Raw genomic sequence first — 24,600 nt, forward strand, 5'->3', positions numbered from 1 at the left:
CGCTCGCTTCTTTCATGACCGCCACAAGTGGATTGGGAGACTCGCGCACCACTTCGTCTTTCTCGTCCACCGAGTCTTCCTCATCCACTGAGCGAAGGTCGCATGAAAGGCAATCCGGGAAAATCAGATCTACGGTGAAAGTGTGGACGTGAGAAGCGACCCGCCAAGGCATGCAGCTCCTCACCACGACGCTTTTGGAGATGACCCAAGATGGCCACAGCATCCGAAACACCCGTGCTGGACACCCTCACCGCGATGACGGACGACTCGGTCGAGCGGTGTGGGCTGCCCCCCGACACGTTCATGCTCACGCGCATCGCGGCCCTCGCCGCCTCGGACGCCCCTCCGATCTCCTACATCGCCAACATCGAACCTGCCCTGCAGACCGGTCTGACCGCAGAGAAGGTGCAGGACGTCCTGGTCGCCATCGCCCCTGTCGTGGGCACGGCCCGCGTCATGACGGCAGCGGCCAACATAGCCAAGGCACTCGGCATCACCATCGCCGTCGCAGAAGCACAGGACCAGGATTTGGGATAGCCATCGGCACACCTGTGAAGCAGCAGCCAAGTGGTGGGGCGTGCCATTGTCATTGGCTGACGCGAAGTGGACACGAATCGAGCCGTTGCTTCCGGACCGAGATTACTTCTGCTCGTGGGGGCGGGCTTGCGGGCCGTGGCGACGCGCTTCGACGAGGGGCCTACGTTTTCCAGGGCACCGTCACCGTGGCGGCGATCCGGCTGTGGCTGCGCTCTTGACCGCGTCTCAGTACGGGGACTCGGCCAAGATCAACGCGTTGAGCGTGGCATAGTCGAATCCGCCCTCCAGCGTGGTCGTCGTACCTTTCTCCAGCAGTTCGCGGGCTGCCCGGCGGACCAGGCCGTACGCCGCCTCGGCAATGGAGGATCCCGCGCTGATGCGGGCGGCTCCCGCCTTCGCGAGCTCGGACACCGGGAGTGTGCCGGGGTCGGCCAGAACGTTCACCAGGAGGGGCTGAGAACTCACGAGCGTTCTGACCGTCTCGGCGTCCGGTGCGCCGAGGACGAAGATGCCGTCCGCGCCGCCTGTCGCATAAGCACGGGCGCGGGTGAGGGTTTCGTCCAGCCAGGCAGTGCGGTCACCGGGCGGCAGGCGGTGCGTGTCGATGCGGGCGTTGATGAACAGCGGGATGCCGATCTCGTCCGCGGCCCGCCGGGCGGCTGAGATCCGTTCGACCTGCTCGGCGACGGGGCGCAGGGTGTCCTCCAGGTTGATGCCCACGGCTCCGGCCGCGAGGACGCCTCGGACGGTCTCGGCCACGCCGGGCGCATCGGTTGCGTAGCCGCGTTCGATGTCGGCGGTGACCGGTACGTCGACAGTGGCCGTGATCCGCGCGATCGCGTCAAGCGCCCCGTCGCGGGTCATGTGCTCGCCGTCGCCGCGCCCGAGTGACCAGGCGACCCCGGCACTTGTGGTCGCGATCGCAGCAGCACCCGCGTCCGCCACCACACGGGCGGAAGCACCGTCCCACACATTGGGCAGGACCAGCGGCGCGCCTGGTACATGCAGGGAACGGAACCTCTGTGCCACATCGAGAAGTGTTGCCATGAGCAACATTGCACCATGAAGGCCAGATGGACGATCGCGACCCACACCCTGTCGACATCATGGTCCGCCGGACATGGCCTAGACCTCAGGCGCTCGGCGTCCCGCACGCAGCGTCACGCCCAGCCAGCACGCCCACCCGAGTGGCTAGCGCCCAGTAGCTCCGCAGCCGCCCGAAACTGCCGTAGCAACCGTGACACGTCCCCCCTGACCTTGCGCAAGCCGCGAGACCGTAGGTTCACACGACGCCAGGCCCGGCGCGCTCGCCATCACACCGGCCGGAGCTGCCACAGTGCGTACGAGACGGCCGCCGCGGCGATCCCGAGGGCCGCAATCCCATGCCCGGTCGTGGCCGTCCGCAACACTGCTTCCTCCCGCAGGTCGGACACCGTCCCGCGTACGGCTGTCGATGGTCCTCAGCGAGAGGGCTACGTCCTTGCGGCCCGCTCTGAGATGCCTCGGCGACACATGTGGTCGACGGTGGAAGGGGAGCACCCCACCGTCCGGTGGTCCCGATCGGCCCTCGCGGTCTGTTGCGATTGGCCATCCGCCCGTGCACGACCAGGTACGGGACAGCTCGGTGTGCCGGTGCCGCGTTTCCGCGTCGACACGCGCCGGATGCCCCGTCGGCCGCGCCACGAACTCAGCGCGTGACGCTCTCCGCCCCCTCGATGTCCCGCTCCGCGGCGGTCACCAGCTGCTGACCGAGGTCGCGCATGGCCCTACCGGCCGCAAGCTCGTCGCCGATCTCGGGCACGTCCATGTCCGCCGGGTTGCAGTGCGCGACCCCATGGCCCGTGAGGACGGCAGTACCCGTGTCGAGGACGGCGCGTGCTTTCGTCGTTCCTTCCTCTTCGAAGAGATGGACGCGAACCTTCCAATCCAGGGTGCGCGTCATGGCTTCCTCCGTGGGTGTCAGTTGGCCGGGACGACCAGGCATGGCGTTGTGGCTTCGTGCGTTCAGTGGCCTCCGACAAGTGGTCGCCCGATTCTCGGTCGTTTCCCGGCTGGGCAGCTTCGTCGGGCGGGCAACACGGCCGTTGCAGGATTACCACTACCAACACCATAAGTTCTCCGCCCGCCCCCGACGAGGCCGAACAACGCGGCATGACGTCCACGTGGTGCCGCAGGCTCCGAGGAGTGCCCTCGTTGCCCGGGGCGCGGTGGGCAACACCTCGCGGTGGCGGGCGCCCGAGCAACGGTGTGGCCCCGCGGTCGGCCGTCCCGGGCAGGCTGGGGAACCGTGGGAGTGGGCAGCGGGCGCCGGAGGCGGGGCAGTGCGGTCGGCATGCGGGTGGCCTCGTACTGCCCCAGCATGGAGAGCGGTTCGGGTTTCCGTCCACGGAGGTGAGCGTGATGACGCGAGGCCGTGTCGAACAGGCGGTACGCCGAGCGCGGTCGGACACGTCGGCCTGCGCACCGCGGTGAACACGGTCGGGAGGCCGGGCCCCGCCGCGGACGGGAGCACCGACAACGCGAGGGAGTCGGGGCGTGAGGCTGCTGGGCCGTCCGTGCTCACGTTGACGATGAACCCCGCCGTCGATCTCTGCTGGGAGGTCGGGCGCCTGGAGGGCATCGGCAAGAACCGCGCCCGAGTCAGGTCGGTGACCGCCGGGGGCGGGGGGATCAACGTGGCCCGTGGTGTGATGCGGCTCGGAGGGCGGGCCACCGCCGTCCACACCGCCGGTGGCGAGGTGGGGCTGCGCCTGAACCGGCTGTTGGACGAAGAGGGCGTCGACCACGTCGCCGTCGACGTCGAGGGCGAGACCCGCGAAGCACTCGTGCTGGTCACGACGGATCCGCGGCACAGCTACCACATCGTGCCGCCCGGCCCACGACTGCGCGACCACGAAGCGGTGTGGTGCCTGGACGTGCTGGAGCGGGTCATGGCAGAACACCCGTACGTCGTCGCCAGCGGCAGCCTGCCGGGCGGCCTGCCAACCGACTTCTACGCAGCCGTCGCCCGCCGCGCCAAGGAGGCCGGATGCCGACTGGTTCTGGACACTTCCGGGCCGGCGCTCGGCGCAGCGCTGTCGGAAGGCGTCTTCCTCTTCAGGTGCAACCGGACGGAGGCGGCGAGCCTGACCGGTCGGGACGTCCTCGTCTTGGACGACGCCCGCGCCGTCAACGAGCACCTGCTCACCACGGGGGCCGCCGAGGTCGCCGTCACCACGGTGGGAGCGTTGGGCGCGGTGTGCTCGACCCGGGAGGCCCACGTCGAACTGCACGCGCCGCCGTTGCCCGGCGAGCCGTTGAGCGATGCCGGTGCGGGAGACGGCATGGTGGCCGCCATCGCCACGAGGCTGACTGCCGGAGACGAACCGGTCGACGCCTGCTCGCTGGGAGTGGCCGTGGCCGCCGCGTCCATGCTCACTCCCAGCACCGAGCCCTTCGACCCGGAAGTGGCCCGGTCCCTCCACCCCGAGGTGGGAACGAGGTTCCAGCGCCGCGGATGACACACCTGTGAGTGTCCACCACGGCCTCGACCGGAGCCGCACCACCGGGAGGGGGCCGGGGGCCTCGGCCTCCCGGGAACCACCGGTTGCTCCGGCGCACGGCCATGAAGCAGCGGCGCTCCCGAACCGGCGGGGTCCTGTCGCGCGCATGCGCGCCGGGGCGATCTGAGGTAGTCCTCGACTGAGGGGAAGGCGTGCTCCGCCCTTCGGCAGCCGACGCGCCCACTCCCTTCCCACGGTTCGAGACGGAGGCATCTTGCATGGAGCCCGTCGTCACGGTCGGCCTGGACGGCTCACCCGAGAGCATGGCTGCCGCTCACTGGGCCGCCGACGAGGCCGCACGGCGCAAGGACACGCTGCATCTGCTGCACGCCTGGCCCATGCTCGCTCCCGAGCCGATCCGTGCCGCATCGGAGGTCGACCAGAACTACTGGGCGAAACGGCTCGTGCGCCAGGCGCAAACGGAGATCCAGGAACGCCACCCAGACCTCCGGGTCGTCGGCAACCTGGCTGCCGACGACGCGCAGGACGCGCTGCTGAAGGCGGCATCCGAGTCCGATCTGACGGTACTGGGGTCACGCGGCCTGACGTCCGCCGAGAGCTACTTCCTCGGCTCCGTGAGCATGGCCGTGGTGGCGCGGGCCAACCGGCCCGTGGCCCTGGTCCGCCTGACTGCCCGCGAAGTAGGCTCGCCATCCGCCGGTGCCAGCGTCGTGGTGGCACTGAAGCTGCACGGTCCCTGCGATGACCTGCTCTCCTTCGCCTTCAAGGCCGCCGCGGCCCGCGGTGTATCCCTCCGGGTCGTCCACGGTCGGAGCCTGCCCATTCACGCGCACGCTCCGGGGGGCGTGGACCACGACGTCATCGAGGAGGTCACGCAGGTGGCGCAGAAACGGTTGGCTGAGGTCCTCCGCCCCTGGCGCGAGAAGTTCCCCGGCGTGGAGCCGGTCGACGCCGTTCGGCTTGAAAGTCCGGCCGAGGCCGTCGTGCGCGCCGCAGAGGGGGCCGATGTGCTGGTCGTCGGCCGGCGCAAGCAGCGTCCCGTCCTCGCACCGCGCCTCGGTCCGGTAGCCCATGCCGCCCTACATCACGCGCGCTGCCCGGTCGTTGTCGTCCCACACGACTGAGCCAGGCAACCGCGGGAGCCCATCACGCCCGCGCTTGACGACGACGCGTCCGCGGTCGGGACATGCCTCGCCTCGGGCCCGCCCCTACGGGCAAAGGCGCGCGGGAGCGGGCCGCGCGCCGGACGTGGACACGGGTGGCGCGCGGGACGCCCCGTAGTCACGCTGGGAGGCGGGCCACAGGAGTACCCACCACCGCTGCGGTGATGCGCCTCGGGACGAATCCGGTCAGGGCATCGTGCTGCCGGTGCCGCGACCGGGCCCGCGCCATGTGCCGATCGGGTTTCGTAGGAGAAGTGAGGTGGAGAGCATGCCGTATGACCGCAGCATCAAACTGGCGGGCGCCTTCGACGAAACCGTGGAGGCCGTACGCCGTGCGCTGGCCGACCAAGGCTTCGGCATCCTGACCGAGATCGACGTCCGGGCCACGCTCAAGGCGAAGCTCGACCACGACATGGAGCCGTACCTGATCCTTGGAGCGTGCAATCCCGCGCTTGCCCGTCAGGCACTGGACGCCGACCCCGCAGTCGGGCTCCTGCTCCCCTGCAACGTCGTGGTCCGCACGGAGGACGACCAGGTGATCGTGCAGGCGATCGACCCCTCCACCATGGTCGCCCTCACCGGCGTCGACGCCATGGCCCCCGTCGCGGACGAGGCGACCCGCCTACTCGACGCCGCACTGTCCTCCCTCGCGAAGGGCGGTGCGTGAACGGTCGGCGACGCCGTGCAAAGGCCCCGCCCTCCGCGAGCGTCGGTCGGGCGGGCAAGGACGTCGTACCGCGGACGTCGTAGCCGGGCGGGACGGAGAGCACACCTTTGTGCCATCGAGGTGTTCGTACCGGACGACCGTGACCTGCGGCACCTGTTCGACCGTCAGGGCGTGCCGCCGAGCCCCCGGGGCGCCGCCCATGAAACCGACGGGCGCGGAGCCGTCACGCTCGCCGAGACGCCCTTCATCGGGGTGCGCGCCCAGCCACAACACGTCTGCGCGTTCACCCGTACGCGACTGGGCGCATCAACTCGTCCGCCGATGCTCTCAACATGTCCGCCAACAGCTCCGGCCGGGGCCTGTGCCACCTTCCTCGCCCCGGGGTTTCTGGTGCGGGACACGGCCGGAGACGCGGAACTCTCACTGACGCCAAGTCTGTTATGGCGGCAATTACGGCAGTTTGACCAGTAGTCTCCTGCGGTGAGGAGTCGGCATGAAGCGTGGCTGCGGCCTCCCGGCGTGGATCCGGAGGAGGCCGCGGAGTTGTTGCTCCGTGATCTGCGCAGTTCGCGGCGGGGACTGTCGAGCGCGGAGGCGCGGCGGCATCTGGTGCAGCACGGGCGCAACGAGCTGGAGCGCAGGCACGGGCGGCGCTGGCCGCGGGAGCTGGGCCGGCAGTTCACCCATCCGCTGGCATTGCTGCTGTGGTTGGCGGCCGCGCTCCTGTTCGCCGTCGGCTCTCATGTGGTCGCTGCTGCGGTGGTGCTGATCATTCTGCTGAACGCCGGGTTCGCCTTTGTCCAGGAGGTGCAGGCCGAACGGGCGGTGGAGGCCCTGGCGCAGTACCTGCCTCAGCGGGCCAAAGCGGTGCGTGACGGTGTCCGGGTGGAGATCGACGCCGTCGAGCTGGTGCCGGGCGACATCGTCGTGATCGAGGAGGGTGACCGGATCGCCGCCGATGTGCGGCTGCTGACCGGTGCGATCGAGGTGGACATGTCGGCGCTGACCGGAGAGTCGATTCCCGCCTTGCGGTCGGCGGCCATCCTGGACGTCGACGTGCCGGTGCTGCGCGCCCACGATCTGGTCTTCAGCGGCACGAACTGCACTGGGGGCGAGGCGCACGGCGTGGTGTTCGCCACCGGCATGGCGACCGAGCTGGGCCGTATTGCCGCTTTGTCGCAGCGGGTCAAGCAGGAGCCCAGCCCGTTGGAGCTTCAGGTGCGGCGGGTGGCGTGGCTGATCGCCGCGGTGTCGGTGGCGCTGGCGCTGGCGTTCGTCCCGCTGGCCGTGTTCGGCGCGGGCCTGCCCTTGGTCCAGTCGGTGATCTTCGCAGCCGGGCTGCTGGCCGGCATGGTGCCCGAGGGTCTGCTTCCGGTGATCACCCTGGCGCTGGCCGTGGCCGTGGGGGCGCTCGCGGCCCGTGGCGCCCTGGTCAAACGGCTCAGCGCGGTGGAGACCCTCGGCTCGACGGACGTCATCTGCACCGACAAGACCGGCACCATCACCGAGAACCGCATGCGCCCCGTGGCCGCATGGACCGCAGCCGGCCCCACCGACCTCGGTGCCCGGGAACACACAGGGCCCGTACCGGAGCCCGGGCCGGCGCTCCAGACGGCCGCCCGCATCGCCGCGGCCTGCAACAACGCCCGCCTCCGGCCGAACGCCGAAGCGACCGGTGATCCCACCGAAGTGGCCGTCCTGCAGGCCGCCCAGGTCCTGGGCGCCGACCCCGACGCCGACCGCCGGGAAGCCGTGCGGCGCTGGCAGTTCCACTTCGACCCCGAGCTGAAGATGATGTCCACCATCGACCAGCACGGCGACGACCTCGTGATCCACACCAAAGGGGCACCGGAGGCGGTCCTACCGCACTGCACAACCCTGCTGGACGAGAACGGACGGCCCGGCGCCCTGGACGATGCCGCCCGCGCGCGCATCACCGCGCAGGTCGACGCCTACGCCTCCGACGGGCTGCGGGTGCTCGCCCTGGCCCGGCGCACCCTGGTGAGGGAACGCCGGCCGCCGCACCGGCGGGCCGACGCCGAGCGGGACCTGTGCTTCGTCGCACTGATCGCCCTCCTCGACCCGCCCCGCCCCGAGGTGGCCGATGCCGTCGCCCACTGCCACACCGCCGGGATCCGCATCATCGTCATCACCGGCGACCACCCGCTCACTGCGGCCGCCATCGCCCGCCGCGTCGGCATCACCGGCCCCCACCCGCGCGTCGTCACCGGCGACGACCTCGACCGGATGCACGAACACGAAGTCGCCGAACTGGTCCGCACCGAAGGCGACATCGTCTTCGCCCGCGCCTCCCCCGAGGCCAAGCTCCACATTACCGAGGCCCTGCGCGGCCAAGGGCACGTCGTGGCGATGACCGGCGACGGCGTCAACGACGCCCCCGCGCTCCACCGCGCCGACATCGGCGTGGCCATGGGCCGCTCCGGCACCGACGTCGCCCGGGAAGCCGCGACGATGATCCTCACCGACGACAACTTCGCCTCGATCGTCGAAGCCGTCCGCGACGGACGGCGCATCTACGACAACGTCCGCAAATTCATCATCTACATCTTCGCCCACGCCACCCCCGAGGTGACGCCCTTCCTCGTCTTCGCCCTCAGCGGCGGCGCCGTCCCCCTGCCCCTGACCATCCTCCAACTCCTCGCCTTCGACGTCGGCTGCGAAACCCTGCCCGCCCTGGCCCTCAGCCGCGAGAAGGCCGAACCCGGCCTCATGCAACGCCCCCCGCGTCCCCGCTCCGAAGGCGTCATCCGCACCCCCATGCTGCTCCGCGCCTGGCTCTTCCTCGGCCTGCTGGTCGCCGCCCTGCAGATGGCCGGCTTCTTCTACGTCCTCACCCACGCCGGCTGGCACCCCGGCGACCCGACCGGCCCCGGCGCACCCCTGCACCACGCCTACCAGCAGGCCACCACCATGGCCTTCCTCGGCATGATCGCCGGACAGATCGGCACCGCCTTCGCCGTCCGCACCCAACGCGCCTCCCTGCGCTCCATCGGCGTCACCTCCAACCGCTACCTCCTCGCCGCCATCGCCGGCGAGATCGCACTCGTCGCCGTCTTCGTCTACGCCCCACCGCTCCAAACCCTCCTCGGCACCGCCCCGCTACCGGCCAGCACCATGCTCCTGCTACTGCCCTACCCGTTCGTCGTCTGGGGCGCGGACGAACTACGTCGCTACCTCCTCCGACGACACACCCAGCCAGCCCCGGCGAAAAACGGCGCCGTAGGCCAGTTGTGACACCGCGCCCTGCCTGGAAGGCTCACGCCCGGCAGTCCGAGGTCACCTTCACCGCTGCGTCCCGTCCTCTGAAACCGGCCGGACGGAGCGCACGAGCTCACCCGGTCTGACGCAGCACAGGAGAGCCGGTCGCCCCGGCACGCTCCGACGGCAGCTGGCGGAACAAAGGCACAGTGTGGATCTGGTCGGCGTCGCCGACGACCCGGGCACGCTCACCACACCCACTCGCAGCATCAACTGCCGACGGAATTGAGCATCATGCCCGACAGCACCCATGTTCGCGGCTCTGTTCGGCGATCTGGCCCTGCACCCGTGGCGAGACCCCGCCGCCGGCTCCTCGGACGCGTACAGCCTGTTCGTCGCGAGGTCGTCCGCGATGGGATGGCTCACTTCCGCCGAGGAAGATGCGTCCGGCGGAGCCTGGGGCATGAATGACGGCGGAAACTCCCGCGTCCTGCGGGTGGGCCTGCCTTGAGCAAGAAGGAGAACCGCGGCGGCGACTGGCAGTTGCCTGTCCACGGCGGACGCCGATCGGTCGGCGGGCGGGAGCCGCCGGACGTCCTACTCCTCAGGGGTGGGGCTTTGCCACGCCGGTACTGCACCTGCAGTACGGGCGGTTGTCTGCAGGAGCCGGACGACGTGGCGGCCGGTGTTGCCAACGATGGAGATGAGACCGCGGACCGTCTGCGCCGGCGACGCGCACGGTGCGGCCGCGGCACCATCCTTCTCCTCTTCGACTGGAGCGCCCTCGTCATGGCTTCCTTGCTCTATCGGCTAGGCCGGCTGTCCTTCCGGCAGCGCCGCTACTTCGCTCTCCTGTGGGTGGCGATCCTGGCGGCCTGTTCCTTCGCCGCCCTCAGCGCCCCGGCCGCCGAGGAGGACGGGTTCTCCGTGCCGGGCACCGAGTCGCAGAAGGCGTTCGACCTGCTCGACGAGCGCTTCCCCGGGGACAACGCGGAGGGTGCGGACGCCCGCGTCGTCTTCGCCGCGCCGGACGGGCAGAAGGTGACCGCCCGCGAGCACCGGGCGGCCGTCGAGAAGGTCGTGGCCGCCATCGCGCGCGGCCCGCAGGTGAAGGACGCCTCAAGCCCCTTTGTTCCGGGCGCCGTCAGCAAGGACGCCACGACCGCGTTCGCGACCGTCACCTACACCGTCTCCAGCGACGACCTGAGCGAGACCACGTCCGCCGCGCTGATGGACGCGGTCGAAGACGGCCGCGCGGCGGGCCTGACGGTGGAGGTCGGAGGCTCCGTCGTCGACGGCGGCCCCGAACTCGGCGGCGTCACCGAACTGATCGGCATCGCCGTCGCCGCGCTCGTGCTGTTCATCACCTTCCGGTCGATGGTCGCCGCCGGACTCCCCCTGATCACTGCGCTCATCGGGCTGGGCGCCGGAGTCTGCGCCATCGTGGCCGCGGGCATGTCCACCACGACGATCACCCTGGCCCTGATGCTGGGCCTGGCTGTGGGCATCGACTACGCCCTGTTCATCGTCTCCCGCTACCGCGCAGAACGAGCCGGCGGACGCACGCCGGAAGAAGCCGCGGGCCGGGCGGTGGGCACCGCCGGATCCGCCGTCGTCTTCGCCGGCGCCACCGTCGTCATCGCGCTTGCCGGGCTGTCCGTGGCGGGCGTGCCGATGCTGACCGACATGGGGCTGGCAGCCGCCGGAACCGTCGTCATCGCCGTACTCGTCGCCCTGACGCTGCTGCCCGCCCTCCTCGGGTTCTTTCCCCGGGCCGTCCTGCCGCGGGCCGAGCGCCGCACCGCCACCGCGCCCCCGTCCGCGCCCGGGAAGGAACTTGAGAAGGAGCCCGCTGGAAGCCGGTGGGCGCGCTTCGTCATCCGGCGGCCCCTGGCCACGTTGCTGCTGAGCGTGGCGGGGCTCGGCGTCGTCGCCGTACCGGCACTGGATCTCCAGCTCACCCTGCCCGGTGACGAGGCGCAGCCCACCTCGACCACGCAGCGCCGCGCCTACGACGAGCTCGCCCAGGGCTTCGGCCCCGGCTTCAACGGGCCCCTGACCATCGTCATCGACGCCAAGGGCGCCGACGACCCGAAGGCCGCCGCCGCACTGGCCCGCACGGCCCTCGCCGCCACCGACGGCGTCGTGGACGTGTCACCCGCCACCTTCAACGAGGCCGGCGACACCGCGATCATCACCGCAGTGCCCGGCACCGGCCCCAGCGCCAGCGCGACCAAGGACCTCGTCAAGACGATCCGCTCCGAGGCCACCGACCTGAAGAGCACATCCGGCGCCTCGATGTGGGTGACCGGCCAGACCGCGATGAACATCGACGTCTCCAACAAGGTCACCGCCGCCCTCGTCCCCTACCTCGCAGTGGTGGTGGGACTCGCCGTCCTGCTCCTGATGCTCGTGTTCCGCTCGGTCCTCGTCCCGCTCAAGGCGGCCCTCGGCTTCCTGCTCTCGGTCGCCGCGGCCTTCGGCGTGATCGTCGCGGTCTTCCAGTGGGGTTGGCTCGCGGGCCTGTTCGGCGTCGCCCAGACCGGACCGGTGATGAGCATGATGCCGATCTTCCTGATCGGCGTGGTCTTCGGCCTGGCCATGGACTACGAGGTCTTCCTGGTGACCCGCGTTCGCGAGGCCCACGTCCACGGGGAACCGCCCGCGCAGGCCGTCGTCACCGGATTCCGGCACAGCGCCCGCGTCGTCGTGGCAGCCGCCGTCATCATGATCGCCGTCTTCGCCGGCTTCATCGGCATGACCGACTCCATGGTCAAGATGCTCGGACTGGGACTGGCCGCCGCCGTCCTCTTCGACGCGTTCGTCGTCCGCATGACCATCGTCCCGGCCGCGCTCGCGCTCCTGGGGCACACGGCTTGGCGGCTGCCCGGGTGGCTGGACCGGCTGTTGCCCGACCTGGACGTCGAAGGTGAGAAGCTCACCCGCAGCCTCGCCACCGAGCACCCCGCTCCGGCCGCCACCTCGTCACGGGAGGAGTCGGTGAACGCCTGACCCACCACGGCCCCGGGGCGCCCGCCGACCTGCGGGCCCCGGGGCTTCCCGCATGCGCGGGGGCCGCCCGCCCCGGCCGCAGACGACAACCGCCAAGCACACCCCTGAAGGAGGGCGCTTGTTCGCCGACATCCGGTCGTGGGCCCACCGCCACCCCCGCGGCTTCGACGCCGCCATGGCCGGCGCCCTGTGCGCCATCGCGCTGCTCTCCACCTCCATGGACCAGCCGCCCCTGATCGTGCGCTGGCCGCCGCCGGCCGCCGCCCTCGTGGCCGTCCTGGCCTGCGCGGCGCTGCTGGCGCGCCGCAGCCACCCGCGCCTGACCGTGATCACCACCACCGCGTGCACCGCCGTCCTCGGCGCCATGGGCCCCGCCTACGGGTACGAGTTCGGCTCCACCTTCACCGGCCCCGTCATGGCGGCGCTCGCCTCACTGGCCTGGCACAGCGACAGCCGCACCGCCGCCCGCTACACCGCCGCCTCCGCCCTGGCGCTACTGGCCGCCTCCGCCCTGTGGCAGCCGGGCGGCCCGCAACTGCGGCCCGAACAGGTGGGACTGGCGGCCTTCGTCCTCGTCGCCCCGGCCGTGGCCGACTCCCTGCGCAACCGTCGCGACTACGTCACCGCGGTGGAAGCACGCGCGGAGATGGCGATGCGCACCCGCGAGGAAGAGGCCCGTCGGCGCGTGGGCGCCGAACGGATGCGCATCGCCCGCGAACTGCACGACGTCGTGGCCCACCACATCACGCTTGCCCACGCTCAGGCCGCCACCGCCGACTACCTGCTGGCCAGCCGGCCCGACACGGCGCAGCAGGTCATGCACGACCTCACCGCCACCCTCAACTCGGCGCTGGGCGAACTGAGATCGACCGTGGGCCTGCTGCGCGAACGCGACGAACCCCACGGCCCTTCGCAGGAGCCCGCCCCCGGACTGGCCCGGCTGCCGGATCTGATCGCCTCGTTCGACCGGGTCGGCCTCACCGTCACCCTCACCCAGGACGGTGCCGCGCAGCCGCTGTCACCCGGCGTCGACCTCACCGCCTACCGCATCGTGCAAGAAGCGCTCACCAATGTCTCCAAGCACGCCCTGACCACCACCGCCGCGGTCCGCCTGCACTACGCCGACGACCTGCTGACCTTGACGGTCACCGACAACGGCCCGCCCCTACAGGCCCGCGGCGCCGCGGGATACGGCCTCATCGGCATGCGCGAACGCGCCCACGCAGTCGGCGGACACCTGCACGCCCGCCCCCGCGACGACACCGGGTTCGAGGTGCGGGCCGAGCTTCCCGCCCCCGCGTACTCCCCGGCAGGCCGCCCGCGCGCCCACGACAAGGACGCCCCGTGACCATCCGCGTGCTGCTCGCCGACGACCAGGCGCTCCTCGCCGCAACCTTCCAGGTCCTCATCGACGCCACCGACGACCTTGAGGTCGTCGCCACCGCGGCCGACGGCGACCAGGCCGTACGGCTGACCCGCACCACCGCACCGGACGTCGTGGTCATGGACATCCGCATGCCCCACCAGGACGGGCTGTCCGCCGCCGCGCAGATCACCGCCGATCCCCAACTGGCCGGCACCCGCATCCTGATCCTGACCACCTTCGAAACTGACGACTACATCACCCGGGCCCTGCGCGCGGGCGTCAACGGCTTCCTCGGCAAAGGCGTCGGCCCCGCCGAGTTCCTCGCCGCCATCCGCACCGTCGCGGCCGGCGACATGGTGCTCTCCCCGTTGGCCACCCACGCCGTGGTCACCCGCTACCTCGCCGCCTCCGGCCCCGACCGCCCCCAGGCCACCCCCCGCGAGATGGACAACCTCACCCCCCGCGAACAGGAAGTCCTGCTCTGCGCGGCAGAAGGGCTCACCAACGACGAGATCGCCGAGCGCCTGTGCGTCAGCCCGCTGACCGTCCGCACCTTCGTCCAGCGCATCATGCACAAACTCGGCGCCCACCACCGCGCCCAACTCGTGGCCCTCGCCTACCGAACCGGCTTCGCCCGCGTGCCGCAGCCGCCCCCCGCCCGTCCCCCCAGCGGACGCGGCCCCTGAAGCACGCCGCCCACGACGTCCGGTACGTCGACCAAGAACCTCGCGCGGGCCATGTCCGTGCCGCATGCCGGACCGGCGCGGCCGGATGGGTTTCCGGCCGCGCCGTGCGAACCCGGACCCGGGCGTCGGACTACGCCGCGACCACCGGCCGGTAGGTGCACACATGCACGCCCGTGCTGCTGACCTCGGTCGAGACCAGCTCCAGCGTGCGCAGTCCGCCGTCGGCCGGGTAGACCGTCTTTCCGCCGCCGAGGAGCACCGGCATGGTCATGAGCCGCAGCTCGTCGACCAGTCCCTCCGTCAGGAGGGTGCGGGCGAGCGAGAGGCTGCCCATCACCACCAGGTCCCGGCCCTCGGTGCCGCGCAGCTTCCGGATCTGGTCCAGAGCCCGGTCCCCAGCAATGCGGGTGGTGTTGTTCCAGGTCAGGTCGGGTTCGCCCAGGGTGCTGGAGACGACGTACTTGTCGACCGAGTTCATGTGGTCGGCGAAGGGGTCACCGGCCCGGCCGGGCCATGATGCGGCCATGACCTGCCATGTGCGGCGCCCGAAGAGCAGGGCTTCGGTATCGGCGGCCCACTCGGCGAGGGCGCCGCCCATCACCTTCGGGTCGAAGAAGGGGTGTGCCCAGCCGCCGTGGGCGAACCCGCCGTCGGTGTCCTCCTCCGGGCCGCCCGGCGCCTGCATGACGCCGTCCAGGCTGACGAATTCACCTATCACGATACGCATCGAACTGTCTCGCATCCTTGCTTGGTTGATTGCTGGTCATCGGGTTCGTCGAGTCGTTCGGGACTCATCGGTCCCGGCGCTCTCTTCCGGTGAGCACCCGCTGTAGGTGATCTTCAAGCGCCCGCTTCCGGCGACGGGTGCGTCAACGCGGCGTCGAACGCATCCGGGCGGTGGCTGTCCCGGGCCACCGGAGCCCGGGGCTCTTCTGCCCGCTCGGTGATCGCGCGCGGGCTTGTCCGAGGGCTGTGCCCACCGGCCCGCGCCGGGCTGTGCTCGCCGGGCCGCGCCGTCGCGGGCCGGCGGTGGTGTTGCTCAGGCGGTGCGCCGGTAGTGCACGGCCACGAACGCGAGCAGCGCGAACATGACGGTGGTGCCGGTGGCTATGGTCAACGCGCCGGCCGGGCCGCCGCCCATCGCCCACGCGTCGCCGGTCAGCTTCACGGTGGCGGCGACGCGGGAGACGACGGCCAGCCGCTGGTTCCCGAGCCGGGAGAAGTGCCGGCCGAGCAGATAGCCGGCAGCGATCAGTGCGGTGAAGGTGACCGACCCGGCGATCATGTGCCCGTACGCGTGCCAGCTCATGGACTCCGGGATGCCCTCCGGTGTGCCCACGGGGAAACCGTCAGCGGGGTCCATCGTCAGCAGCCCGGCTGCGACCATGCCGATGCCGATCACCCGGACCAGCCACGGCACCGCGACGCCGCCGGCCGTTCCCCGCATGACCCGGCGCAGCCCGGTCGCGCCCCCGGTGGCCAGAACGCCGGCGATCACGAAGTTGGTGATCTGCAGCCAGCCGAGCGAGCCGGTGGCCAGTTGGCTGAGCGGGTGCCGGGTCGGCTCGAAGCCTTCGCGGGTGAGTGCCTGGGCGATCGACACGGCCACCCACAGCGGACCGGCGACGGCGGCGCAGGCGAGCAGCGTTCGGGTGCCGGTCGCGTCGCGCGTGGCGGCGGTGCCGGTCCGGCCGGTGGCGGTTCCGGTACGCGGAAGACGGGTGGTGGTGGTCACGGCGGGCTCCTTCGAGGGACGGGCGAGCCTCGGGCTTCTTCTGTGGGGCTCGCCTCTACGTCGATCCACCGATGTGACAGGGAACGCGTGGGCTCCCGTCCATCGCCCGCCGTGCCGGTGCGCTCCGGTGACGCGCCCGGCCGGGACTCGCCGAAGGAAGTGGGGCAGGGGCCCGCGGGCGGCGATGTCGCCGGGAGAACGCGGTCGGCGGCCGGTTCGGTCGTTGGATCGCACCCGACGTTCCGGCATCGGGTCGCCGTGATCAGCGAAGACAACGGCGCACCCGGAGGGTCAGGGGCTCGCAGACGTGCCTCCCGGTGCGGCCGAACGATCCGTTGACGGCTCTCCCGTGGCGTTCTACAACGGAGGCAGAGCCCGCAGACCACATCGGTCCCCGTACCGACCGCCAGAACTCGGCACGAGAGACTCCGAGGAGCAACGCCATGACTCCTGACGACGACCGCGGCTGCCCTGTGTTGGACATGAGTGGCCGGGCTATGCACCAGCAGAACGCGGACCTGCGCTCGGCGGGGCCGGCCGTGCGGGTCGAACTTCCCGATGGAGTCATCGCCTGGTCGGTGACGCGCAGTTCGGTGATCCGTGCGCTCGCCTCCGATGCGAGGGTCTCCCGCGACCCGTACCGGCATTGGCCCGGCCTGGCGGCGATCCCCGAGGGCTGGCCGATGGGGGCCATCGCCCTCGGCTACAACTTCCTCAACCGCTACGGCGACCGGCACCGGTCGGGACGACGGCAGATGACGCCCGCCTTCTCGCCCCGCCGGGTGGCAGCGCTGCGGCCCGGGATCGAAGCGACGGCGACTGCCCTCGTGGCCGGGTTGCGCTCACTCGGCCCCGGCGAGGCGGTGGACGTCCGCGAGGCCCTGTCGAAACCCTTGACCACGACGGTGATCTGCGACCTCTTCGGGGTGCCCGCCGACATGCGGCACCGGCTCACCGCGCCGATGGACGCCCTGCTGACGACCACGGCAACCGCTGAGCAGATGACAGCCTCACGGGCCGCCCTCGATGCCGCCCTCACCGAGTTACTGGAGCTCAAGCGGCGCGTCCCCGGGACCGATCTCGCCAGCGAGGTGGCCTTCGCCAGGGACGACGACGGAGTCGGCCATACCGATCAAGAGTGCCGGGACATCCTCTATCTGATGCTCAGCGCCGGCTACGAGACCGCGGTCAACCTCATCACCAGCGCCATCGATGCCCTCCTCACCCACCCCCACCACCTGGCAGCCGTCCTCGCCGGTTCCCTGAGCTGGGAGGACGTCATCGAGGAGATCTTGCGTCAGGAATGCCCCGTGATGCACTTGCCCCTGCGCTACCCGCTGACGGACATCGACCTCGGCGACGGCGTGGTCATCCTGCGCGGCGAGCCGATCCTGCTGGGCTTCGGCGCAGCCGGGCGCGATCCGGAGGTCCATCCGGACCGGCCCGACGACTTCGATCCGACGCGCGACAGCAAGGAGCACCTGGCCTTCGGTCACGGCCCGCACTTCTGCCTCGGCGCGCCCCTGGCCCGGCTGGAGGCCGAAGTGGCCCTGCACGGCCTGTTCGGCGCCTACCCCGACGCCGTGCTGGCCCCGTCCCGCCCGGCGCCGCCCCGGCTGGAGTCCGTCATCGTCAACGGTCCGTCCGAGCTGTGGATCGTCCCGTCCCCGATGTCAGCAGCCCCGCTGGGGCGTCACCACTTGCCGGGGGCGTAGTCCTTCAGGAAGACGCCGTAGACGTCGTCGCCCGCCTCGCCGCGCACGACCGGGTCGTAGACGCGGGCCGCGCCGTCGACCAGGTCGAGGGGGGCGTGGAAGCCCTCTTCGGCCAGCCGCAGCTTGTCGTAGTGGGGGCGTTCGTCGGTGATCCAGCCGGTGTCGACGGAGGTCATGAGGATGCCGTCGCTCTGGAACATCTCCTGGGCGCTGGTCCGCGTCACCATGTTCATGGCGGCCTTCGCGGCGTTGGTGTTGGGGTGGCCGGCGCCCTTGTAGCCGCGGCCGAACACGCCCTCCATCGCGGAGACGTTCACGACGTACGCGCGCCCGCTCGGCGCCTTGCGCGCCGCGTCGGCCATCGCCGTGCGCAGCTTGCTGATGAGGATGAACGGCGCCGTGTAGTTGCACAGCTGGGTTTCGAGGAGTTCCACGGGGGAGATCTGCTCGATGGACTGCACCCAGGTGTTGCTGTCGACGACGTCCGGCACCAGGCCGCCCGCGTCGATGGCGCTGCCGTCGCGGTGCCGCTCGACGCTGGCGTTGCCCGCGACCAGGGCGAGGTCGGCGACCTTCTGCGCGTCGAGCCCGGTGACGCCGACGGGCAGCGCGGCGAGGCCGTCCACCGCGCCGGAGTTGAAGGCGCCGATGACGTGGTGGGCGGGGAGCTCGCCGGCGGGCAGCGGAGCGCTCTCGCCCTCGACGAGCGCGGCGTACGCGGACGGCAGCCGGCGCACGGTCTGCGTGGCGTTGTTGATCAGGATGTCCAGCGGGCCCCGCTCGGCGACCTGATCGGCGAGGGCGACGGCCTGGGCCGGGTCGCGCAGGTCGATGCCGACGACTTCGAGGCGGTCGATCCAGTCCGCCGAGTCCTCCATCGCCTTGAACCGGCGGATGGCGTCCTTGGGGAACCGGGTGGTGATCGTGGTGTGAGCACCGTCACGCAGCAGCCGCAGCGCGATGTACATGCCGATCTTGGCGCGGCCGCCGGTGAGCAGCGCGCTCTTGCCGGTGAGGTCGGCGCGGGCGTCGCGCTTGGCGCGGTTCAGGAAGGCGCACTCGGGACAGAGCTGGTGGTAGAAGTAGTCGACTTCCACGTACCGCGTCTTGCAGGTGTAGCAGGAGCGGGGGCGCTGGAGTATCCCCGCGATCTTGCCCGCCTCGGTGACCGACGACGGCAGGATGCCCTCGGTCTCGTCGTCGATGCGCTGCGCGGATCCGGTGGCGGTGGATTCGGTGACGGCCTTGTCGTGGGCGGTCTTGGCGGCCCGGCGCTCCTGGCGGCGGCGCTGCTTCACGGTGCGGTAGATCCCGGCCGTGGCGCGGCGCACGGCGATCGCGTCGGGGTGGTCGACGTCCAGCCGGTCGAGCTCTTCGAGCACGCTGAGGCAGACGGCGAGGCGCTCGGGAGCGATGCCCGGGCCGTACGCGTCGGCCCCGGCGACGGCGCCGGTGCCTTCCTGCTGGCTCTCGTCTGTGACCGTCATCGCCGCTGTCGTTCCTCATCGCGCTCGTGCCGCGGCTCGCCTGGGATCGACCGCGGATGCTCCAAAAGCGCAACTTTACGTAGCGCGGGGGCCCGGCACCAAACTCGTCCGGCCGTCGCAGACGGTCACGAGCCCTCCAGGTGCGACCCCAGTGAGCGCATGGTTACCCAGGGTTAGAGCTGGGCCAGGTGGGGGTGCGCCCGTGACGAGTGCGTCGCACAGCGGATGGGGCGACGGCCCCGCCCCCTGTCGCATCCGCGCCCCAACTCCCGCGTGTTGATCGCATTTTGGGCGGCGTCTAGGCTCACATGCCCATGGAGGCGGGGGAACCGAACAGCAGTCGCAGTCCGGGGCGCGACCGGCCGGCCAGGCGTCGTACGACCGCGGCCCTGTTGGCCGGGGCGGCGGGGCTGGCCGCTCTGGGCGCGCTGCTCGTCGTCGTGCCGGGCCTGGTCGTCGACCACGACCTCGGCGGGGCGAGCGTCGCCGCGCAGGACCGGCTGAAGGCGGTGAACGACGTCCGTACGACGCTGCTCCAGGCCGTGGGCGGCGTGATCGTGCTGTTCGGCGCATATGCCACGTGGCGGCAGTTGCGGGTGAGCCAGGACGGGCTGCGCGCCACCCAGGAGGGCTACGTCACCGACCGGTTCAGCACGGCCGTCGACCAGTTGGGCAGCGACAAGCTGGCGACGCGCATCGGCGGGCTCCACGCGCTGTGGCGGATCGCGGAGCACTCCGCCCGCGACCGGCAGGCCGTCATCTCCATCCAGGCCGCGTACCTGCGCACCCACCTGCCCTGGCCGCCCACCGGACCGGAGGCGCCGGCGGCGGACGCGCCCATCAACGACGTCGTGCCGCTGGAGGTCCGCGTTGCCGACGCCCAGGTGGCGCTGACCGGGCTGGGGGTGTTGTTGCTCCACCCACGTGAGCTGTCCTGGATCAACCTCAGCGTCACGGACCTGCGCCGGGCGGACTGCGACGGGCTGTGGCTGACCGAGGTCAACCTCGACCGGTCCTGCATGGAGGCGGCGGGCCTCTACCACGCCAATCTGACGCAGGCGTCCCTCGTCTCCACCAACCTGCGGCACGCCGACCTCAGGACGGCGATCCTGCGCCGGGCCCGCTGCGTCCTCGCCGACCTGCGGGGCGCCCGGCTGGTCGAAACGGACCTGCGTGACGCGGACTTCAGCGATGCCGACCTGCGCGAGGCGAACCTGCGCAAGGCCGACGCCGGCCGCGCCGTGTTCCGCGGCGCCGATCTGCGGCTGGCCGACCTGCGCGGCTCCGACCTGAGCACGGCCGACCTCCGCCAGGCGCGGCTGACCGGCGCCCTGGTCAGCGACCGGACCCGCTGGCCGGCCGGTTTCGACCACGCGGCCGCCGGTGTCGTCACCACCGGGGATCCGGGGCCCGAGCCCCCTCCCCTGCTCCAGCCCTCGGGGATCACGACGCAGCATCCGCCGCTGCGGTCCGTGCCGTGACCGCGGGGTCCGGCCTACGGGTCCGACCAGACCCGCAAGGGTGGGGCTGCCGTCGTGCAGCAGCCTGCGGGCGGCGGACGCTGCCGGGCCGGGCCCGTGCAAGCGCCGTCGGCATGGCGCATCCTCCGAAGGAAACAGGAGGGAAGACGGATGAGTACGGGGGCTCGGGAATGCTGAGGGCAGGTTTGCGGGCGGCTGCCGCCTCGATGGGGCTCGTGCTGTTCGCCGTGGGGTGCAGCGGGGCCGGCGATGGCGGCGGCGACGTGCGGATCCGGGTCGACAAGGTGGTGGCGCTGGCTGATGAGCCGGTGCGGATCGAGATCACCGGTCTTGACGCGGGTCAGGAGGTGGTGGTCACGTCGCAGGCCGCGGACAACGAGGGGACGTCGTGGTCGGGGCGGGCCGCGTTCACGGCGGACGAGTCGGGCGCGGTGGACCTGACGCGGGCCCGGCCGCGTTCGGGGACGTACGGGAAGGCCGACGGCATGGGCCTGTTCTGGTCGATGAACTCGAAGAAGGCGCCGGCGGACGAGGCGTGGTTCTACGCGAAGTGGCCGGAGTCGCAGCCGGCGCACGACGTGCACCTGGCGGTCGAGGTCGACGGGAAGCAGGTCGCGTCGGAGCGGCTGACCCGCACCTGGATGGGCGAGGGCGTCACCCACCGCACGCTGACCGCGGCGCGGGACGGGGGCGTCGGCACGCTGTACGTGCCGGGCCCCGAGGCTCCGCGTCGCCCGCCGGTGCTCAGCTTCGGCGGCTCGGAAGGCGGCCCCGGCGACAAGCACGCCGCCGCGCTGTTGGCCTCCCGCGGGCACCCCGTGCTGGCCCTGTGCTACTTCGGCTGTCCCGAGCGTCCGAAGAACCTGGAGCGGATCGAGGTGGAGTACTTCGCCGCCGCGGCGCGGCTGTTGCACCGCGAGTCCGGCGCGGGAGCACAGCGGCCGTCCGTCATCGGCTACTCACGCGGCTCCGAGGCCGCGCAGCTCCTGGCCCACCACCACCCGGACCTGGTCCAGGACGTCGTCCTGTACGCCCCCAGCCGCGACACGAACCCGGGGCTGCCCGACCCGAAGGTGCCGGCGTGGACGAAGGGCGGCAAACCGACGGAGCTGAAGCCCATTCCCCTCGACCGGGTGCGCGGCACGGTGCTCGCGATCGGGGGCGGAATGGACGGGCTGTGGCCGGCGGAGGGCTGGACGGTCGGGATCGGGAAGCAGCGCGGCGCCTCGGGGCAGCAGCACCGGGCCCTGGTCTACCCGGGTGCCGGGCACGGCGTCGGCACGTATCCGTACGTCGCGGCCGGGCTGCGCGGCAAGCACGGGCTGACGGGCCAGGCCATGGACATGGGTGGCACCCGGGCAGCCGACGCCGCGGCCCGAGCGGACAGTTGGCCGCAGGTGCTGTCGCTGCTCCAGGACTGAGGACGCGGTCGGAGCGATCTGGTGCGCGGGGGCGACGGTCGGACTCGGGGTCCGGCCGCCGCCCCCGCGTCGTGATCGGGGGCGGCGGGTCAACCGGTCAACGGCGTCGCCGGGTCTGCGGCGTCACCCGGTCCTCGGATCAGAGGAAGTTGAGCTTCCAGCTGTCGATGTAGCTCCAGGTGTTGCCTTCCTCGCCCTGCACCCTCAGCTTCCAGGTGCCGTTGGCGGTCTCGCTGGACGCGTCGACGCCGGTGCTCCCGGAGGTGGGTCCGTTCTCAAGAGTCCACTTGGTGACGAGGGGATAGGTGGTGCCGTCCGGCGCCACCAGCTCCATCGGCATCGCGGGGCCGGCGAGACTCACGTCGACGACGAGGATGTTGGACGCCTTGCCGGGGACCCCGGTGACGGTGATCGGGGACTCGGCCGTACCGGGTCCGGCCGGGATGGGGTAGTTGGCGGTGTTCTCGAAGCTGGGGCCGACCGGCCTCGGTGAACCGCCGGGCCGGGTGCCGACGTTGACGGCACCCCAGGCGTCCGCGACCCGGTGGTGCGTCTGGGAGGACGCCCCGTAGAGGTCGGCCGCGGCCGCGAGGGTGGCGGCGCGTGCCCCGGCGTAGTCGGTGGTGGAGGTCATGTAGACGGTGAGGGCGCGGTACCAGATCCGCTCGGCGGCGGCGCGTCCGATGGGGGTGACGGGCTGTCCGTCGTGGGTGGGGCTGTCGTAGGCGACCCCGTTGACGGTCTTGGCGCCGTCGCCCTCCGAGAGGAGGTAGAACCAGTGCGTGGCCGGGCCGCCGCTGTAGGCCCCTGAGTCGCTGGAGGCGATGCGCGGGTGCCAGTAGTCCGTGCCCCTGATGTTCTTCGAGGGCCGGTCCATCTGGCGGTGCCGGGCGTTGAGGCCGCCTATGTCGACGTTCTCGCCGGTCAGGTAGTCACCGGGGTCGTGGGGATTGTTCGCGTGGAACTCGACGGCGGCGGCGAAGATGTCCGTGGTCGCCGCCCAGAGCCCGGTTGACTCGCCGGAGTAGAACTTCGTGGTGTTGTTGATGAGTCCGGTGCCCAGCGCGTTGGCCGCCATGTCGATGGAGGTGTACGGGGTGGTGCCGCCGGGGCCGTAGATCACGCAGAAGCAGGAGTCCCACCAGTAGGCGCCGCGGCCGTGGACCGAGTCCTGCACCTTGCTGGACCCGCCGTCGCCGTCGTTGCGCACGCCGTAGCGCTGGTGCACCTCGGCGAAGTAGTCCCAGGTCACCTGGGCCCCGTAGGCGGCGTCAGCCGCGTCGGTCTGCCGGTTCGCCGAGGTGCCGTCGCCCCAGACGTTGTCCGTGCCGGTGACGAGGCGGCCGCCGTAGCCGTAGCCGCCGGAGCCGTTCAGGAGGTCGTACGTCCGGTGCCCGCCCCGGGCGCTGTCGGTCATGTTGTACAGGGAGCCGTAGCGGGAGGTGCCCAGCTGCACGTCGCCGCTGTAGCGGGTGCGGCCGGTCCCGAGGGCGTCCGCCTTCGGGGCCGGCTTCGTCTCCGCCGGCTTCGCCGCGGCCCGCTGGCGGACGGAACCGGCCTCCCGGGCGTCGGCGCTGCTGCCGGCGGCGTTCACCACCGCTTCGCGGCGGTGCAGTTCGGCTCCGGTGGTCGCGTCGGTGACGACGTGGAGTTCGCTGGGCGTGCCGTCGGGCTGGCTGCCCTTGACGACGGTCTCCCAGGCCAGGACGGGACGGCCGCCGGCCGCCGCCCAGACGACCTTGCGGGGGGCCTGGCCGAGCGCGGCGCCCTTGGTGCCCGCCGCCTTCGCCGTCCCCAGCGAGAACGCACGGGCCGATGCCGCGGTCCGGGCCGGGCTGGTGCCGGGGACGGCGATCCGGGCCTTGGTGGCCTTCGTCGAGCCCTTCATCCGGCCGGACGGGGCGGTGTGCACGACCAGGTCACCGCCGAGGACGGGTAACCCCTCGTAGGTGCGTTCGTAGCGGGTGTGCAGGGTGCCGTCGGCGTCCTTGAGGACGCTGCGCGGCACGAGTTGCTCCTTGTCGCCCAGCCCGAGCGCGGCTGCGGTGCCGGCGCGGGCCGCGGTGGCGTCCGCGAGGAGCTTGGCGTGCTCGGCCGGGCTCAGGCGCGCGGGCAGCGCGCCCGCGCGGGGCTGCACGGCGGATGCGGCAGCTGTGGTGGACGTGGCGGGCGCGGCGCCCGCGGTCGCCGGTGGCAGCACCACGGCGAGCAGCGCGATACCGGTGAGCAGTGCGGTGGCGGCTGGTGCTCTACGAGGGAGTGGCGTCATCTGAACTCCTCTGCGTCGGCCGTGTGCCACGGCCTGGGCGGGCCCGTCGGCGAGGTGCCCGACGGCGGGATGTCCGGTGCCTGTGTGGCCCCTCGGGAGCGCGCACGGGTGTCCCCGTGCTGCGCGGGTGGGGGTGTTGACCTAAGGGGCCACTGGGAAGCGTGGCACCCTCGGTTCTCATGTGGCAGGAGGGATAAGTGATTTGGCCGTAACTCACCCTCGCCGACCGGCCCTGGCCGCAGCGGGAGGGGAATGGCCGGCCGTGGACCGCGGGGGGAACCGGCACGGCAACGGCCGGATCGGGGCACTGCGAAGCGGTGCCGTTGCGCCGCACCACAG

At 71.6% G+C, this 24,600-nt stretch carries 17 protein-coding genes; 11 read left to right on the plus strand and 6 right to left on the minus strand.

Annotation, left to right across the window (positions count from 1 at the left end):
- The first annotated feature begins 210 nt into the window (after window positions 1–210).
- Window positions 211–537 (plus strand): carboxymuconolactone decarboxylase family protein, encoded by a 327-nt coding sequence (locus ACH4E8_RS14910; protein WP_398448024.1) that lies wholly within the window; start codon window positions 211–213, stop codon window positions 535–537.
- Window positions 538–762: 225 nt separating this feature from the next.
- Here ACH4E8_RS14910 and ACH4E8_RS14915 read toward each other — a convergent pair whose 3' ends face one another.
- Both ACH4E8_RS14915 and ACH4E8_RS14920 read right to left on the minus strand, forming a co-directional pair.
- On the minus strand, window positions 763–1,584 hold the full coding sequence (locus tag ACH4E8_RS14915) for an isocitrate lyase/phosphoenolpyruvate mutase family protein (RefSeq protein WP_398448026.1): 822 nt from the start codon (window positions 1,582–1,584) through the stop codon (window positions 763–765).
- Window positions 1,585–2,224: 640 nt separating this feature from the next.
- On the minus strand, window positions 2,225–2,479 hold the full coding sequence (locus ACH4E8_RS14920; protein ID WP_398448028.1) for a DUF1876 domain-containing protein: 255 nt from the start codon (window positions 2,477–2,479) through the stop codon (window positions 2,225–2,227).
- Window positions 2,480–3,092: 613 nt separating this feature from the next.
- On the opposite strand from ACH4E8_RS14920, the gene ACH4E8_RS14925 reads away from it, so the two are divergent.
- The 7 genes from ACH4E8_RS14925 (at window position 3,093) to ACH4E8_RS14955 (ending at window position 14,153) form a co-directional block, all read left to right on the plus strand.
- A complete protein-coding gene (locus ACH4E8_RS14925) occupies window positions 3,093–4,037 on the plus strand; it encodes a 1-phosphofructokinase family hexose kinase (protein ID WP_398448030.1) in 945 nt (314 codons plus the stop codon).
- Window positions 4,038–4,297: 260 nt separating this feature from the next.
- Window positions 4,298–5,164 (plus strand): universal stress protein, encoded by an 867-nt coding sequence (locus ACH4E8_RS14930; RefSeq protein WP_398448032.1) that lies wholly within the window; start codon window positions 4,298–4,300, stop codon window positions 5,162–5,164.
- Between the two features lie 307 nt (window positions 5,165–5,471).
- On the plus strand, window positions 5,472–5,870 hold the full coding sequence (locus tag ACH4E8_RS14935) for a DUF302 domain-containing protein (RefSeq protein WP_398448034.1): 399 nt from the start codon (window positions 5,472–5,474) through the stop codon (window positions 5,868–5,870).
- 480 nt (window positions 5,871–6,350) lie between these two features.
- Window positions 6,351–9,125, plus strand: a complete 2,775-nt coding sequence (locus ACH4E8_RS14940) for a cation-translocating P-type ATPase (RefSeq protein ID WP_398448036.1) — start codon at window positions 6,351–6,353, stop codon at window positions 9,123–9,125.
- Between the two features lie 753 nt (window positions 9,126–9,878).
- Window positions 9,879–12,101 carry an MMPL family transporter gene (locus tag ACH4E8_RS14945; RefSeq protein ID WP_398448038.1) on the plus strand — a complete coding sequence of 741 codons (2,223 nt, stop codon included), beginning with the start codon at window positions 9,879–9,881 and terminating at the stop codon, window positions 12,099–12,101.
- 118 nt (window positions 12,102–12,219) lie between these two features.
- On the plus strand, window positions 12,220–13,449 hold the full coding sequence (locus ACH4E8_RS14950) for a sensor histidine kinase (protein WP_398448040.1): 1,230 nt from the start codon (window positions 12,220–12,222) through the stop codon (window positions 13,447–13,449).
- The gene (locus ACH4E8_RS14955; protein ID WP_398448042.1) at window positions 13,446–14,153 is read left to right on the plus strand and encodes a response regulator; all 708 of its coding nucleotides are present in this window, start codon (window positions 13,446–13,448) and stop codon (window positions 14,151–14,153) included. Before ACH4E8_RS14950 ends, ACH4E8_RS14955 begins: the two co-directional genes overlap by 4 nt.
- 130 nt (window positions 14,154–14,283) lie before the next feature.
- Here the strand turns inward: ACH4E8_RS14955 and ACH4E8_RS14960 are convergent, their stop codons facing one another.
- A complete protein-coding gene (locus ACH4E8_RS14960; protein ID WP_398448044.1) occupies window positions 14,284–14,880 on the minus strand; it encodes a dihydrofolate reductase family protein in 597 nt (198 codons plus the stop codon).
- 312 nt (window positions 14,881–15,192) lie between these two features.
- Window positions 15,193–15,888 (minus strand): DUF998 domain-containing protein, encoded by a 696-nt coding sequence (locus ACH4E8_RS14965; protein WP_398448046.1) that lies wholly within the window; start codon window positions 15,886–15,888, stop codon window positions 15,193–15,195.
- A gap of 443 nt (window positions 15,889–16,331) precedes the next feature.
- Here ACH4E8_RS14965 and ACH4E8_RS14970 point away from each other — a divergent pair, with 443 nt between their 5' ends.
- The gene (locus tag ACH4E8_RS14970) at window positions 16,332–17,603 is read left to right on the plus strand and encodes a cytochrome P450 (RefSeq protein ID WP_398448048.1); all 1,272 of its coding nucleotides are present in this window, start codon (window positions 16,332–16,334) and stop codon (window positions 17,601–17,603) included.
- Here ACH4E8_RS14970 and ACH4E8_RS14975 read toward each other — a convergent pair.
- A complete protein-coding gene (locus ACH4E8_RS14975) occupies window positions 17,582–19,090 on the minus strand; it encodes an SDR family NAD(P)-dependent oxidoreductase (RefSeq protein WP_398448050.1) in 1,509 nt (502 codons plus the stop codon). The genes ACH4E8_RS14970 and ACH4E8_RS14975 overlap by 22 nt on opposite strands.
- A gap of 314 nt (window positions 19,091–19,404) precedes the next feature.
- Between ACH4E8_RS14975 and ACH4E8_RS14980 the strand changes: the two genes are divergently transcribed.
- Window positions 19,405–20,571: a pentapeptide repeat-containing protein gene (locus tag ACH4E8_RS14980; RefSeq protein WP_398448052.1), complete on the plus strand. Its 1,167-nt coding sequence runs from the start codon at window positions 19,405–19,407 to the stop codon at window positions 20,569–20,571.
- A 170-nt stretch (window positions 20,572–20,741) separates the two neighbouring features.
- Window positions 20,742–21,992, plus strand: a complete 1,251-nt coding sequence (locus ACH4E8_RS14985) for an acyl-CoA thioesterase/BAAT N-terminal domain-containing protein (protein ID WP_398448054.1) — start codon at window positions 20,742–20,744, stop codon at window positions 21,990–21,992.
- Between the two features lie 139 nt (window positions 21,993–22,131).
- Here ACH4E8_RS14985 and ACH4E8_RS14990 read toward each other — a convergent pair whose 3' ends face one another.
- Window positions 22,132–24,261, minus strand: coding sequence for a M4 family metallopeptidase (locus ACH4E8_RS14990; RefSeq protein ID WP_398448056.1), 2,130 nt, complete (start codon window positions 24,259–24,261; stop codon window positions 22,132–22,134).
- Window positions 24,262–24,600 lie beyond the last annotated feature (339 nt).

It is taken from the genome of Streptomyces sp. NPDC017979, assembly GCF_044328175.1.
Taxonomy (GTDB): Bacteria; Actinomycetota; Actinomycetes; order Streptomycetales; family Streptomycetaceae; genus Streptomyces.